Genomic DNA, 13,402 nt, shown 5'->3' with positions numbered 1-13,402 from the left:
TAACCTCTGGGCTTGGCGGCCGTTTGGTGGCCAATGTCAGCAGATACCACGGAATCCCATGACGCTTGCCCTGATTGTCGCCCTGTTTGCCGCCTGCCTGGGCATCTACGCCGTTTTCCGCGCAGAAGACGCGGGCCGTCGACAGGCGAAGCTGCTCGAGCAGTTGCGCCAGTCCCAGCAGCGGTTGGCAGAGAACCAGCAGACTGCCGCCGCCGGGGCTGTGGCTCAGGGCGATCAACTGGTGCGCCTGGAGCAGGATCTGCGGCGGTTGAAGGATCAGCTCACCACCGTGGCCTCCCGGGAGACCGGTGAGGAGGCCTTCAATCAGGCGATCCGCATGGCGCGTCGTGGTTCGTCCCGGGAAGACATCATGGCAAGTTGCGGGCTCAGCCTGGTGGAAGCCGACCTGGTGCTGCTGCTGCACCGCGAGGGCTGATCACTCCCCTGGCTGCTCCTCATCGTGTTCTTCCCGGCTTGCCCGGATCAGGTAGGCAAACGCCAGGACTTCCGCAACCACTCGATAAAGCGCCTCGGGAATCTCCTCGTCCAGTTCCAGTGTCGACAGTAATCTGGCCAGCGCGCGGTCGTTGTCCACGGGCACGTCATGGGCCTGCGCCAGCGCGATGATTTCCTCCGCCAGATCGCCGATGCCCTTGGCGGTGACTCGGGGGGCCCCGCTGCCGTCATACTCCAGGGCCACGGCGAGCCGGGTGCCCGTCGGTGGATCATGCTCGCTCATCAAGCAACCGTCCTCCATCTGATCGGTCAGGGTCTGCCGCTTTGGGCGGCTTGCCATGCACGCAACGCATGCCGCCGACCTCCAGGCCCAGTTCCCGCAGACGTTCCGTCAACAGGGGAAGCTGGTTGCCCACCTCGGCCGCAGTGTCCTGCCGTTCGGCCCACCAGTTGGCGGATACCTGGGTGCCCCGCAGCACCAGCTTGCAGTGCAATGGCCCCAGTTCACGAAAATCGAAGGACAGCTGGAGCGTCCACGCCTTGTCAGCCTCTTCCCCGGGAGTCTGTTCCTTATCGAGCAGGAATTGCAGAACATCCGTGTCGTTGTTGTTGCGGACTCCGATCTCGAACATCCAGGGTGGCTGTGTCTCCTGGGCAACCAGGCCGATTTGCAAGGTCTGGATGCGGGCCAGCGCCGCGTCTGCCTGCCGCCCGAGTTCGGTCAGGACCTGTCCAGGTTCCGCCGTCACAGGTAGTCGGACGCTTGGCGGCGGAGGTGGAGAAGGGCGGGCGGGGTTCGGTGGGGGCTGCTCGCCCCCCTGGCTTGAGCGCGGTTGCGCTGTCAGTGCCCGGAAAACATGGTTCAGCAGGTTTGCGAGCAAGGCCTTGTTATCGCCGCGAACTGCGTCTACTGGCGGGGTTGTGCCGCTGACTGCGGCGGCCAGCTTGTTCTCGAGAAAGAGGCCGCTATTGAGCAATGCGGCCCGCAGGCCCTCGGGTCGACTGACCGCCTCCGGCCCGGGCAGGCTCGCCATAAGTGCCTCCGCCGCTGCACGCACCGGAGGCGACAGCGCGTCACGGGCCTGGGCATTGTTCAGTACCGCCTGCAGGGCGGTTGCCACGTTGCTGATGGGTGCCTGGCGGGGTAGCAGGCTGCGACTGGACTCGGCCAGGGTGTCCAGCCCCGGTGACCGCACCAGGCTCAGCGATAGCTCCGGCCGGACCGCCATCACCTGCAATTGCACGCGCTCGCCCGCCGGTAATTGCAACTCCCCTCTGACCGCGATGGTCTCACGGCCAATCTGCAGTGTGGGTCCATCCGGTCCAGGGGGGCGTACAACGGCTTCGAGTATCTGCCCGACCCGCCATTGACTGGCCGCGGCCGGTGGGGATTGAGGCACTCTAAGCAGCGGGGATGGTGCGTCGCGGGAGATATCCATCTATGCCGGGTGCACTCCGCCGTCGTGTCGTCGCGGCCACTAGTGTAGCGCCGGCGCTGCGACGCTAGCCAGCCCACGGTATGTGGAGGACAATGCCGGGAAGGCGACGGAAAATTGACATAGTTTGGCTGTTCGACGTTATTCCGTCGGTTTTTCGCGACAGGTGGGCATGGATGGCCGCAGGGCTGGCGCGGCAGGTCATTGTACGGGATAGAGAAATGCAGACTGGCAAGATACTGGCTAAATGTCCGAGGTCGAACAGATGACCAGGAGTCCGCACGTGACCCGACTGACCAGCGCGCTAGACAACGATAGTGGCGCCCCGGGATCCATCGCTCCGTTGCCCGGCGATGTGGAAGTGGCCGGCGCGCCGAGTTGGCGTCTGGCAACCGCTCTCATGGCGACCATCGAGGTGGAGGAACTGCTCCACCGTTTCTTTCATCTGTTGCGCGAGCAATCGCCCTGCGACGCCTTTGCCTATCGGCATGACCCCATCGGACTACGGGTACGTTTCGGGATCGTCGGTCGGTCCCACGCCGAATACCATCTGAAACTCGGGGATCAGAGCCTGGGCTACATCGGTTTCAGCCGTCGCCGTCGATTCGTGGAGTCGGATCTGGAACTGATCGAACGGGCCCTGGGCATACTGCTGCACCCGTTGCGCAATGCTCTGCGGTTCCGGGACGTCCGCGAGAGTGCACGACGGGATCCCCTCACCGGGGTTTTCAACCGGACAGCGATGGACGAACTACTGGCCCGGCAACTGGCTCATTCATGCCGTGAGGGTGGCGCGGTGTCGCTGCTTATCCTCGACATCGACAACTTCAAGCAGATCAATGACCGTTTCGGCCACGGCGTCGGCGATGATGTCCTGATTGCCCTCGCCGAGGTGCTGCAGTCGGTTTGTCGGGGTTCAGATCCGGTGTTTCGCTACGCCGGCGACGAATTCGTGGTGATCATGCCGGAAGCGGAAGAGGCCGGGGTCCGCTGCTTGGCGGAGCGTTTGCGGGAGGCTGTCCAGACCCACAATTTCGGCCTGCCCGGTGATGCTCTGGTGGAGGTGAGTCTGGGCATAGCCAGTTGCCGTCCCGGTGACACGCCTGAATCGCTGCTGCAGCGTGCGGATCGCGGTCTCTATCGCGCCAAGGGCGCGGGTCGAAACCGTGTTGAAGGGGAGTAGGGAGACCTGAGCGACGTCTCCCTATCGCAATGATTCAATGCTCCTGACCCAGGCCCCTTGCTCCCGCAGGTTGGCGGGTAGCGCGTTCAGCGCGTCTCTGGCGGCCTCTCGGCTGCCATGGGAGCCGCTGACCACCACGTACCAGTCGCTGCCGTCGCGTTGGGTGGCGATCAGGTGGGTGTTGTCCACCCCTGCCAGTTCATTGTCCAGATAACGCTCTAGGGCTTCGCGCTGCCCGGCGGCAATGAGCTGAATGGTGTAATTCTCGCCAGGCTGGCGCTCCAGCCAGCCGAGCTGCTCGGGTTCGGGCTGCTCTACCTCGGCCTCGCTGTCGGCCGGCGGCTCTGGCGGCGGCGGTGCCTCGACGATTTCTTCCGGTTCTTCCGCCGGAGCGGGGGTGAGCTCTTCCGGTTCTGCCGCCAAGGTAGGCCCGTCGGCTTCCACATCAGCGGAATCCTCCGGCATCAATGGATCTGCAGGGCGCTCCGCAATGGCGGGTTCTTCCGCCTCCGGCGTTTCTTCCGGCAGGCCGTCGAGTCCTTCCCGCATCGTTTCGTCCGGCTCCGCTGCCAGCAACGGATCTTCTGGTATCGTCTCCGGCCCATCGATTGTGGCGTCGGGCGCCGGTGTAGCCGTGGGACGCTCCAGGGCAATCTCTTCCATGTCGCCATTGCCGCCGCCGAAGAACGGCAGCAGTAGCAGTGCAAGCAGGGCAGCAGCGACGATGCCACCACCCAGGAGGAGCGCTTGCCTAGACGGCGGCCAGGGCAGTGGCCGCTTTCCCGATGCGACCGGCGCATCAAGGCTGTACCAGCGGCGCTGGCAGGCGGCCCGAACCCGCCCCGGCAGCCCCTGGCTCTCCTGGTGGATCTCGGCAGGGTCGAAGCGTGGGTCCAGTGGGGCGCCGCTCGCGTCCGCGCCCAGTTCGTGAGCGATATAGTCTGCAACCTGGTCTTCCCGCCAGGCGTGCAGGGCGGCGACATGAATGTCGGCCGGGGCAAGATCCGGTCCTGCCAGATCCAGCAGTCGTGGTGCAAAACCGCAACGGCCGATCAACACCAGCCCAAGGGTTGGGCCGCCCTCATGCCGGGCCGCGAGGCGCATATCCAGCAAGGCACGCAGGGAATCAGGATCGAGATCGTCGGCGTCGTCGATCAGCAGAACCGGCCGCTCCCCGTCCTGCAACAGCCTGGCCAGTGACTCCTCGGCGTGGGTGATAACCCGCTCTCCGGCAGGTACCGGTGGAGTAGGGAGATCAAAGCCCTGGATACAGGCATCGGCCAGTGCCTCGGCATCGTTCAGGTCCTCGGGGGCGAGGGGCAGCGGCATGATCAGGCCGTCGCGGTCATCCACCAGGCTTCCGAGCAAGGTGGTGCGTCCGGTTTCCGGTTCGCCCTCGATCACGATGATGTGGCGGCCGGTCTGCATCAGATGAAGCAAGCTGCCACGGCGGGAGCGCAATTCGCCGTCAATATAGAGACTGTCCTCGTCGAAAGGCGCGGCCGTGTCCAGATCGAACGGCGTCTCGTCGCCCCACTCTCCAGGCTGGTCGCTGTAACGGCTAGGCATTGTGCGTGCTGCTCCCGGTCCCCATGGTGGCGTCAGTCTAGCAGAAGGCCGAACGCTGCAGAGTGCGGCGATGGCCGGCGGTTGACAGGGATAATGCGGCTTCGTATGATGCGCCTGCCTTGGAGATGCAGGGCCGCAGCGTCCCCTTCGTCTAGAGGCCTAGGACACCGCCCTTTCACGGCGGCGACAGGGGTTCGAATCCCCTAGGGGACGCCACTAGTTTCGTGTGGTCTGGTGAAAGCAGGCCACAAGGGTGCCTCGGCACCGACGAAAAACCCGCCCAGAAGGCGGGTTTTTTTGCGTCTGGTGGGTGGCGCGGGGCAAATGGTCCCGTAGCGGGCTGCTAAACTGCCCGGATCATCCGCAGACTCCATGGCTTCTTTACTGTTAGGTACAGTCAGAGGACTCTATACATGGCGCTTGAATCCCAACGCGACGCGAACGAACTGGTCATCCGGATCAACGGTGAATTCGACTTCGGCCTGCATCGACAGTTTCGGGATGCGTATCGGGATGAAAGTGGCGTCACACGGTATGTAGTCGATCTCAGCGACACCGAGTACATGGACAGTTCCGCTCTCGGCATGCTGTTGCTGCTGCGCGAACATGCCGAAGCCCGCAACGGGAAGGTGTTCCTGAAAGGTGTCGATGGTGAGATCGAGCGCATACTCCGCATCGCCAACTTCCACCAGTTGTTCTCGGTCAACGACTGATCAGAAGGCAGCCGCTGGTGGCCGCTGAGCGCGATCCTGCTGCGGGGGCCAAACCGGCCTCCAATGGCGTCGTGCTCATCGTTGACGATGAGCCGGTGAATCGACAGCTGCTTGAGGGCATGCTGCGCGGGCGGGGCATGACCGTGGTGCAGGCGGGGAACGGGCGCGAGGCCGTTGAGCTGTTCGCCGAGCAGCCGCCGGATCTGGTGTTGATGGATGTGCTCATGCCGGAGATGGACGGCTATGAGGCCACGCGCCGCATCAAGGCCGCGCAGGGGGACTGGTTCACCCCCGTGTTGTTCGTGACCGCGCTTAGTGACGAGCAGCAACTGGCCCAGTGCGTGGAATGCGGTGGCGACGACTTCGTCTCCAAACCCGTGAACCGAGTCCAGTTGAACGCGAAGATCGATTCCTGGCTGCGCATCAAGGACCTCTACCGCACCGTCCGTACCCAACGGGACGAGCTTGACGCCTACCAGACCCGAAACGAGGTCGATCAGCGCCTGGCCAGGGACATCATGGAAAAAGCCCTGCGCTCGGATCTGCTGCGTCAGCAGTCCGGGATCGACTATTGCTACCAGCCTGCCGATATCCTCAGTGGTGACATGCTACTGGCCGCTCGCGCGCCGTCGGGGCGGGCCGACATCCTGGTTGGTGATTTCACTGGCCACGGCGTGGCTGCTGCCATGGGCTCGGTTCCGGTATCCGACCTGTTCCACCGCATGGTGCGGGAAGGCCGGGATCCTGGTGAGATCATTGATGCCATTAACCAGCGCCTCTACGTCTACCTGCCCGCCAATCTTTTTCTCGCGGCGGCACTGGTATCGGTGTCGCCGGATGGCCGCACGGTAAGTGTCTGGAATGGTGGTATGCCTGATCTGTTGTGGTTGCGTGATGGAGAACTGGTGGAACGCTTGCCCTCTACCCATCTGCCCCTGGGTATCGAGGAGCGCATCCGCAGTCACGATCGGCTCTGCTGCTACTGCAATCTCGAGCCCGGCGACCTGCTGCTGCTCTACAGCGATGGTGTTACCGAGGCCCGCAATCCACAGGGCGAGCCCTTTGGCGAATCGCGATTGCGCGAGGCGGTCAGGGCCACGGGAGGGGATGCAACGCAGCTCGGCCAAAGGCTGGATGAATTCCGTGGCCAGCGGCAGCGCGTGGATGACCTGACCATCCTGGCCCTGCGGCCGGACCAGCTCATGGAGACAGCATTGCTTGAGCGGTCGCAATCCGCCCCGGCGATGTGGACGCTTTCCATGTTGTTCGATGCGGAGGCCATGCGACAGGCCAGCCCGATTCCGGCCCTGGTTCAGCTTATCGTCGACATCGAGAAGCTTGCTGCCGAGGATGGCCGTCGGATTCTGACCATCATTACCGAGCTGTTCACCAACGCCCTTGAGCACGGCATGCTGGCCATGAATTCATCACTGAAGCGGGATGCATCGGGATTCGATGATTATTACGATCTGCGGCGGCATCGCCTGGAAACCCTTCGGGACGGATCGCTGCAGCTCGAGGTGGCGCTGCGAAAACATGCGACGACGGGGCGTCAGCTAGTCATCCGGGTGCGGGACAGCGGTCCGGGATTCGACCACGACCGTCTCGTGCCGACGCTGCACCGCCCCGCCGCAGAGAACGAATTCAGTGGTCGTGGTCTGCGACTGGTGCGGGGTCTGTGCAGCGACTTGCGTTTCCACGGTCGGGGAAACGCCGTAGAGGCCATCTACGGCATTGATGCGGGCCCGCAGAGACACTAGCGAGGCAACTCGATTCGCAGGGCTTCGAGTAGCCCGTTCAGGGTCAGCGGTTTGACCAGGTGCTCGGAGAAACCTGCCTGCAGAATGCGCTGCGCCGTGGTTTCCGCCACGTCAGCGCTCACCGCCACCACCGGAATGTTGGCGGTCACGCTATTGCCCCGCAGAACCTCCAGCGCCTGAAAGCCGTCCATTCCCGGTAGATGCAGGTCCATCAGGATAAGGTCTGGAGATTCGGTCTGGGCCATCACGATACCGCTTTCCGCATCCCGCGCCTCCAGCAGCTCCAGGTGTTTCTGGCGCTGAAAGATCTGTCGTGCCAGCAGACGATTGCTTTCATTATCCTCGATATACAGCACCCGGCGGATGTCGCTGACATCCGCCGGTCTCGAGGTGGGCGGCGCTGCTTTTGTTTCCGCGGGTGCGTGGACTGCGCCAGAGTCCAGGGCGTGGGGCAGGGTAACGGAGAATGCGCTTCCCACGGTTTCCTCGGATTCCACGCTGATCGTGCCGCCCATCAGTTCCACCATGCGGCGGCATACGACGAGACCGATGCCGGTCCCCTGGATCCGGCCGCCTTCGCGGCCGAGTCGGTTGAACGCCTGGAAGAGCTCGTTGCGCCGGTGCTCGGGGATACCAAGCCCGGTATCACGCACGGTAAAGACGCAGTTGCGATTGTCCTGATGCACCTGCAACTCCACCGTGCCGCCGGGGCGGTTGTACTTGATGGCGTTGGTCAGCAGGTTGAGCAGCACCTGGGTGAGCCGCGTGGCATCTGCGTCGATCAGTTCGTCGTCTGTGACATCGGCCTGCAGCGTGACGTCGTATTCCTTTGCCATCTGGGAGACGGTGCCCAGGCAATTGGACGCGATGTCCGAGGGGCGCACGTGGCTCCGGCGCATCTGCAGCCGCCCGGACTCGATCTTCGCCAGATCCAGTATCTCCGAAATGAGATCCAGCAGATGCCAGCCGGCGGAGAGGATCTGAGCCACCTGCTGTTGCTGGTTCTCCGACAGGGGTTGCTCGTCATCGGCCTCCAGCAACTGCGCGAAACCCAGCACCGCGTTAAGTGGGGTGCGCAGTTCATGGCTCATGTGAGAGAGAAACTCGGACTTCGCCCGGTTGGCGGACTCCGCTTCCAGTCGTGCCGCCACGAGGGCCTGCTCCACCGCCTTGCGCAAGGTGATGTCCTGAACCAGGCCGAGCATGCGGGTGACGCCTCGCTCCTTGTCCCGCAGCGTGTGTGCACGTGCGTGCAACCAGCGTTCGTCCGTCTCATGGGTGAGTCGGAATTCGAGATTGAGTTCCACGCCCTCGCGCAGACAGCGTCCCAGAGCCCGCAGCAGGGCGTGACGGTCCTGTGCAGGGATCTGCCGTAGCAGCTTGCGGCCTTGTAGCGCCGCATCCGCCGGCAGATCGAACAACTCGCGCAGGCCATCACCGGCGGTGAGCCTCCCCGAGGCGTCGGTGGTCCATTCAAAGTGCACGACACGGGCGAATTCCTGGGCCTTGCTCAGCCGTTCCTGGTTTGCCCTTAGCGCCTGCTCGGTTTCCACCCGATGGGTGACGTCCTCCTGGATGCCGACGAAGTGGGTAAGCTGCTCGTTGTCGTCGTGGACCGGAAACACCGACAGCTCATTCCAGAAAGCTTCGCCGGACTTGCGATAGTTGCGCAGCAGCGCCCGGCCGGGGCGGCCTTCGTCCAGGGCCTGGCGTATCTCGTTGAGGCTCTCCGGATCGGTGTCCGGGCCCTGCAGGAACCGGCAATTGCGCCCCAGGACCGTCTCCTCGGGGTAGCCGGTGATGCGAGAAAACGCCGGGTTTGCATAAACGATGGGTCGGTCACCTGCGCGGGCATCGGCGATGAGAATGCCGTCCATGGACGCGTCCAGCGCCTTGGATTGCAGCCGGACCTGTTGCTCGGCATGCAGGCGCTCGGTGATATCCAGTGCCTTGACGCAGAGTGCGTAGAGTTTGTCTTCCTCGTCGAACAGCGGGAATCGCACCACGATGAAGCTGCGCTCCCTGCCGTCGATGGTCATGGTCTCGACGTCTTCCAGCAGCTTGCGGTTGGCAACGGCCTCGTGTTCCCGCTGGGCGATGCGGTCCGCCTCCTGGGCGGGGAGCAGATCCGCCTCCGTCAGACCGATCATGGCATCGGGCTCACGGTCGAATACATGCGCCGCCGCCCGGTTAGCGTACAGATAGCGCCCGTGCGGGTCCTTCAGGGCCGTGATCAGCGGTGAATGATCGAGAATGGCATGCAGGCGGGCCTCGCTTTCCCGGGCACTGCGTTCAGCCTGCTTGATGCGTGTGTTGTCGAAGAAGGTGATCACGGCGCCGCGAATGGAGCGGTTCTGATCGTAGTAGGGCCGCATGCGCAACAGGTAGTAGCGTGCCCGGTTGCTGGTGGTATTGTCGCCTTCCTCGGTGACCGCCACCGAATGGGTGATCTGTACCTCCACCGCCTCGCCCTTGGTGACGACCTGCTTGAGCCGTTGGCTGAAGCGCGGCAGGTCAATGCGGCGTTCCACATCCGGCAGCAGCGTGCCGAAGTTCTCCGGGCCCAGGGAGAAGATGCGCTCACAGGCGGGGTTGTAGAACTTGATGCGCAGCTTTTCGTCCACCACGATCAGCGCGTCTGCCAAGCTGTCCTTGACGTTTTCCAGGTCCGAATAGGCAGCGTTCAGTTCGATGGTCTTGCTGTTCAACTCCTCGTTGACGGTGGTGAGTTCCTCGTTGGAGGACTGCAACTCTTCGTTAGTAGTTTCCAGTTCCTCGTTCGAGGATTGCAGCTCCTCGTTGGAGGATTGCAACTCCTCGTTGCTGGATTGCAGTTCCTCGTTGGTGGTTTCCAGTTCCTCGATCACCGTCTGCAGATGCTCGCGGGTGGCGGCAAGCTCATCTTCAAGTTCCCGAATCCGCCGGTCCGCCTCGTCGGGAACGATATCCGAGGCCTCGGCGGTCCCCTGTGGCTGAGGCCGCATGGCCTCGAAGCTGATCAGGAAGAGCAGGGAGTCGTCGGCACTGGCTGCCACGGGGTGGACCGTCACCCGGACGGATTCCTCGTCGGGTCCGAGACGGATGACGCGGCTCGAGACGTTACGGCGTTCCTTCTTGACGCGGGTGATCAGGGCGGCAAGGTCGACCCGCATTTCCCGACGTGCCAGGTTGCGCAGGCTGAAGTCGGGTTCGCCGGAGGGAAAGCGCAGATAGCGGCTTACGTCACCGAGCAGGTGATGGATGGTCAGCTTTTCATCCACCAGCAGACTGGCCGGCGCATAGTGCTCCAGGGCCACCTTGATCATGCGGTCATAAACCGATGGGCGCCGCGGCGCCGGTGGCTCTACAGCCTCGGCCAACTCATTGCGCCCGGGGCGATAGCTGCGATAGCGGGCACCGGCGCTGTTGGGCGCTCCACCGTGTCGCCGGTACACCCGCCAGCGTGCATGCACGCTGGCGAACAGTTGCTCGTGCCTGGTGGCTGCCTCGGATTTTCCGAGGAACAGCAGGCCACCCGGGTTCAAGGCGTAGTGAAACGTCTCGAACAGGCGCTGCTGGGCTGACTGGTTGAAGTAGATCAGCAGGTTGCGGCAACTGACCAGATCGAGCCGCAGGAAAGGTGGATCCTGCAAAAGGTTCTGGCGGGCAAACACCAGCATGTCCCGCAGTCGCTTGGTGACCTTGTACTGACCGCCACGGTGTTCGAAGTACCGCTCGATGAGGTCCGTGGGCATGTCATTGAACGACGACTCATCATAGATGCCGCGTCGGGCGACACCCAGCGCCTGGGCGTCCAGATCCGTTGCGAAGACCTGAACACGCACATCGTCCATGGTGCCCCGGGTCAATTCGCAGAGCATGATGGCGAGGCTGTAGGCCTCCTCCCCGGTGGCGCAGCCCGGGACCCAGATACGAATGTCCTCGGTCAGGGGTTTACGCTCGAGCAACTCCATGAGGGGCGCCTCCAGGGCGCGGAAAGCCTCCGGATCCCGGAAGAATGAGGTCACGGAGATGAGGATCTCCCGCGCCAGGCGGTCCACTTCCTCCGGGTTCTGGCGGAGTAGTTGTTCGTAGTCTTCCAGCGCATTGACGTGATTCGCGGCGAGGCGACGGCGAAGGCGCCGCTGGACGGTCTTGTCCTTGTAGGCGCTAAGGTCCAGCCCACCGCGCTTCTGAACCAGGCGGGCGATGCGCTCATAGACGGGCGGTAGCGGCGAACTTCCCGATGGCAGTTCCACATCCCGCGACAGCGTGGTGATACGCATGAGTTCCGTTGCGATGGCCGCGGGTTCCATCACGAAATCGACGCAACCCGTATCGATGGCCGCCCGCGGCATACCGTCGTACTTGGCGTTGGCCGGCGTCTGCGCGAAGGTGAAACCACCAGACGACTTGATCGCCCGGATACCGTGACTGCCGTCGGTGCCGGTCCCCGACAGGACAACACCTACCGCATGTTCGCCAAATGCATCTGCAAGGGAGCGGAAGAAGGCATCCACCGACGGCTTGGGGACGGGGCGCTCCTCCGGCTGGCTCAGTCGCAGCAGGCCGTCGTCGACGACAATGTTGCTGTTGGCCGGTGTGATATGGATGGTTGACGGCTGTGGCAGCATTCCGTCTTCGACCTGAATTACCGGAAGCGTGGTCTCCCGCGCCAGTAACTGCACCAGCATGCTCTGGTGTGTCGGTGAAAGATGCTGCGCCACGACGAATGCAAGGTGTTCGTCGGGCCGCAGGGCATTGACCAGGCTGCGAAGCGCTTCCAGGCCCCCGGCGGAGGCGCCTATTCCGACCAGTACCAACTCGGTTGCCGTGTTCTTGCCGCTCTGCGATGCCTCGGCCTGTTGCGTCATTGAATCCTCTTCGGCAAGACTGTCTGCGTCACTCTGGGGTCGTGCACCCGCCTGGGTGGCTAAGAGAGTACATGTTCATGAGGCGGCGCAACAGAGACCGGCAGCATGCAAAACGTCGCCGACTGGAGTCATCACCCATGCCCCTGAAACAACGGGTCTTCGTTTATGGCACGCTGCGCGCCGGAGGCAGTAACCATCGCCTGTTGACGGCAGGGCGATGTCTGGGGACACACTGGACCGAACCCCGCTACACCATGCTGGACTGCGGTGCCTATCCCGGCGTCGTCATGGGGGGGACGCATGCCATCCACGGCGAGGTCTATCAGGTCACGCCCCGCATCATGGCGCAACTCGACCGCCTCGAGGACTACCCGCGCAGCTACGATCGCAGCCTGCTCGAGACGCCCTGGGGCGGGGCGTGGATCTATATTTTCCGTCCCGGGGCCATGTGCCTGCCGACCATTCCCGGTGGCGACTGGATGCGGCGGCGGTGAAGCGTGGCCAAGGGGGTGACAAGGTGAGTAGAATTGCGCTCCCGAAGTTCGCCCGTCAGAGGGAGTGGAAATGAGCGAGCAGGTGCCCTACATCAAGCATGTGACCGCCGGCAGTTTTGCCGCCGAAGTCATGGAAGTCTCACGCCAGACACCTGTACTGGTGGACTTCTGGGCAGACTGGTGCGAGCCCTGCAAGCAGCTGATGCCCGTGATTGAGCGACTGGCCCACGAGTACGACGGCCGTTTCGTACTGGCCAAGGTGGACTGTGACCAGGAGCAGATGCTGGCGACCCAGGTAGGCATACGCAGCCTGCCGACGGTCATACTGGTCAAGGACGGCCAGATCGTCGGGCAGTTCCAGGGGCTTCAGCCGGAAGGCGAAATCCGCAAGTTGCTTGATGCCCACGTCCCGGCTGCCGAGGAATCGCCTGCCGCAAAGGCTGCGGTGCTCATCGGGGAGGGCGACTTTGCGGGAGCGCTGCCCCTGCTCGAGGAGGCCTACGCGGCAAGCCCCGACGATACGGATATCCGCATCGACCTCGCCCGGGCGCGTCTGCATGAGGGCGATGCAGCCGGTGCCGAAGCCCTGCTCTCCAACCTGCCTGCCGATGCCGCCAATGATGATCGGGTGAAAGGCATGCGCGCCCAGCGCGCCTTTGCCGAGCGTGTTGCCGGTTTGCCTGATCTGGCCAGCCTGCAGGCGGCGCTGGCCGAAGGGGATCAGCCCGAGCCGCGGCACCAGCTGGCCTTGCAACTCATCGCCCGAGGCGAATATGCCGCCGCCATGGAAGAGTTGCTGGTGCTGATTCGCCGCCATGCCGACTGGAACGAGGGTCAGGCCCGCCAGACTCTGCTGGAAGTCTTCGATCTGCTGGGCCTTGAGCATCCCGAGGCGCGCCGCTACCGGCAGAAACTCTTCCAGATGATGTACTGACGGC

At 63.5% G+C, this 13,402-nt stretch carries 10 protein-coding genes and 1 tRNA gene; 7 read left to right on the top strand and 4 right to left on the bottom strand.

Annotation, left to right across the window (positions count from 1 at the left end; translation table 11 throughout):
* Nucleotides 1–58 precede the first annotated feature (58 nt).
* On the top strand, nucleotides 59–436 hold the full coding sequence (locus J2T57_RS13495; RefSeq protein ID WP_253479152.1) for a DUF2802 domain-containing protein: 378 nt from the start codon (nucleotides 59–61) through the stop codon (nucleotides 434–436).
* Here J2T57_RS13495 and J2T57_RS13490 read toward each other — a convergent pair whose 3' ends face one another.
* Nucleotides 437–739, bottom strand: coding sequence for an EscU/YscU/HrcU family type III secretion system export apparatus switch protein (locus tag J2T57_RS13490; protein WP_253479150.1), 303 nt, complete (start codon nucleotides 737–739; stop codon nucleotides 437–439).
* On the bottom strand, nucleotides 726–1,895 hold the full coding sequence (fliK, locus tag J2T57_RS13485; protein ID WP_253479148.1) for a flagellar hook-length control protein FliK: 1,170 nt from the start codon (nucleotides 1,893–1,895) through the stop codon (nucleotides 726–728). Before fliK ends, J2T57_RS13490 begins: the two co-directional genes overlap by 14 nt.
* Nucleotides 1,896–2,175: 280 nt before the next feature.
* Here fliK and J2T57_RS13480 point away from each other — a divergent pair, with 280 nt between their 5' ends.
* Nucleotides 2,176–3,075, top strand: a complete 900-nt coding sequence (locus J2T57_RS13480) for a GGDEF domain-containing protein (RefSeq protein WP_253479146.1) — start codon at nucleotides 2,176–2,178, stop codon at nucleotides 3,073–3,075.
* A gap of 21 nt (nucleotides 3,076–3,096) precedes the next feature.
* On the opposite strand, the gene J2T57_RS13475 is transcribed toward J2T57_RS13480, so the two are convergent.
* The gene (locus tag J2T57_RS13475) at nucleotides 3,097–4,644 is read right to left on the bottom strand and encodes an SPOR domain-containing protein (protein ID WP_253479144.1); all 1,548 of its coding nucleotides are present in this window, start codon (nucleotides 4,642–4,644) and stop codon (nucleotides 3,097–3,099) included.
* Between the two features lie 140 nt (nucleotides 4,645–4,784).
* On the opposite strand from J2T57_RS13475, the gene J2T57_RS13470 reads away from it, so the two are divergent.
* The 3 genes from J2T57_RS13470 (at nucleotide 4,785) to J2T57_RS13460 (ending at nucleotide 7,117) form a co-directional block, all read left to right on the top strand.
* A tRNA-Glu gene (locus J2T57_RS13470) sits at nucleotides 4,785–4,860 on the top strand.
* Nucleotides 4,861–5,057: 197 nt separating this feature from the next.
* Nucleotides 5,058–5,357, top strand: coding sequence for an STAS domain-containing protein (locus tag J2T57_RS13465; protein ID WP_253479142.1), 300 nt, complete (start codon nucleotides 5,058–5,060; stop codon nucleotides 5,355–5,357).
* Nucleotides 5,358–5,374: 17 nt separating this feature from the next.
* The gene (locus J2T57_RS13460) at nucleotides 5,375–7,117 is read left to right on the top strand and encodes an ATP-binding SpoIIE family protein phosphatase (protein WP_253479140.1); all 1,743 of its coding nucleotides are present in this window, start codon (nucleotides 5,375–5,377) and stop codon (nucleotides 7,115–7,117) included.
* Here the strand turns inward: J2T57_RS13460 and J2T57_RS13455 are convergent.
* The gene (locus tag J2T57_RS13455; protein ID WP_253479138.1) at nucleotides 7,114–11,970 is read right to left on the bottom strand and encodes a chemotaxis protein CheB; all 4,857 of its coding nucleotides are present in this window, start codon (nucleotides 11,968–11,970) and stop codon (nucleotides 7,114–7,116) included. The genes J2T57_RS13460 and J2T57_RS13455 overlap by 4 nt on opposite strands.
* Before the next feature lie 137 nt (nucleotides 11,971–12,107).
* Between J2T57_RS13455 and J2T57_RS13450 the strand changes: the two genes are divergently transcribed.
* Together J2T57_RS13450 and trxA are read left to right on the top strand one after the other, a co-directional pair.
* A complete protein-coding gene (locus J2T57_RS13450; protein WP_253479136.1) occupies nucleotides 12,108–12,464 on the top strand; it encodes a gamma-glutamylcyclotransferase family protein in 357 nt (118 codons plus the stop codon).
* 70 nt (nucleotides 12,465–12,534) lie between these two features.
* Nucleotides 12,535–13,398, top strand: a complete 864-nt coding sequence (gene trxA, locus J2T57_RS13445; RefSeq protein WP_253479134.1) for a thioredoxin — start codon at nucleotides 12,535–12,537, stop codon at nucleotides 13,396–13,398.
* Nucleotides 13,399–13,402: the final 4 nt, after the last annotated feature.

Source organism: Natronocella acetinitrilica (assembly GCF_024170285.1).
Taxonomy (GTDB): domain Bacteria; phylum Pseudomonadota; class Gammaproteobacteria; order Nitrococcales; family Aquisalimonadaceae; genus Natronocella; species Natronocella acetinitrilica.
The sequence above is the reverse complement of the archived record's forward strand: the minus strand, read 5'-3'. Positions and strand labels throughout refer to the sequence as shown.

Coding starts and splice junctions, on each gene's coding strand:
- J2T57_RS13465 (WP_253479142.1), top strand. CDS start 5,058: ATGGCGCTTGAATCCCAACGCGACGCGAACGAACTGGTCATCCGGATC.
- J2T57_RS13455 (WP_253479138.1), bottom strand. CDS start 11,970: ATGACGCAACAGGCCGAGGCATCGCAGAGCGGCAAGAACACGGCAACC.
- trxA (WP_253479134.1), top strand. CDS start 12,535: ATGAGCGAGCAGGTGCCCTACATCAAGCATGTGACCGCCGGCAGTTTT.
- fliK (WP_253479148.1), bottom strand. CDS start 1,895: ATGGATATCTCCCGCGACGCACCATCCCCGCTGCTTAGAGTGCCTCAA.
- J2T57_RS13495 (WP_253479152.1), top strand. CDS start 59: ATGACGCTTGCCCTGATTGTCGCCCTGTTTGCCGCCTGCCTGGGCATC.
- J2T57_RS13475 (WP_253479144.1), bottom strand. CDS start 4,644: ATGCCTAGCCGTTACAGCGACCAGCCTGGAGAGTGGGGCGACGAGACG.
- J2T57_RS13450 (WP_253479136.1), top strand. CDS start 12,108: ATGCCCCTGAAACAACGGGTCTTCGTTTATGGCACGCTGCGCGCCGGA.
- J2T57_RS13490 (WP_253479150.1), bottom strand. CDS start 739: ATGAGCGAGCATGATCCACCGACGGGCACCCGGCTCGCCGTGGCCCTG.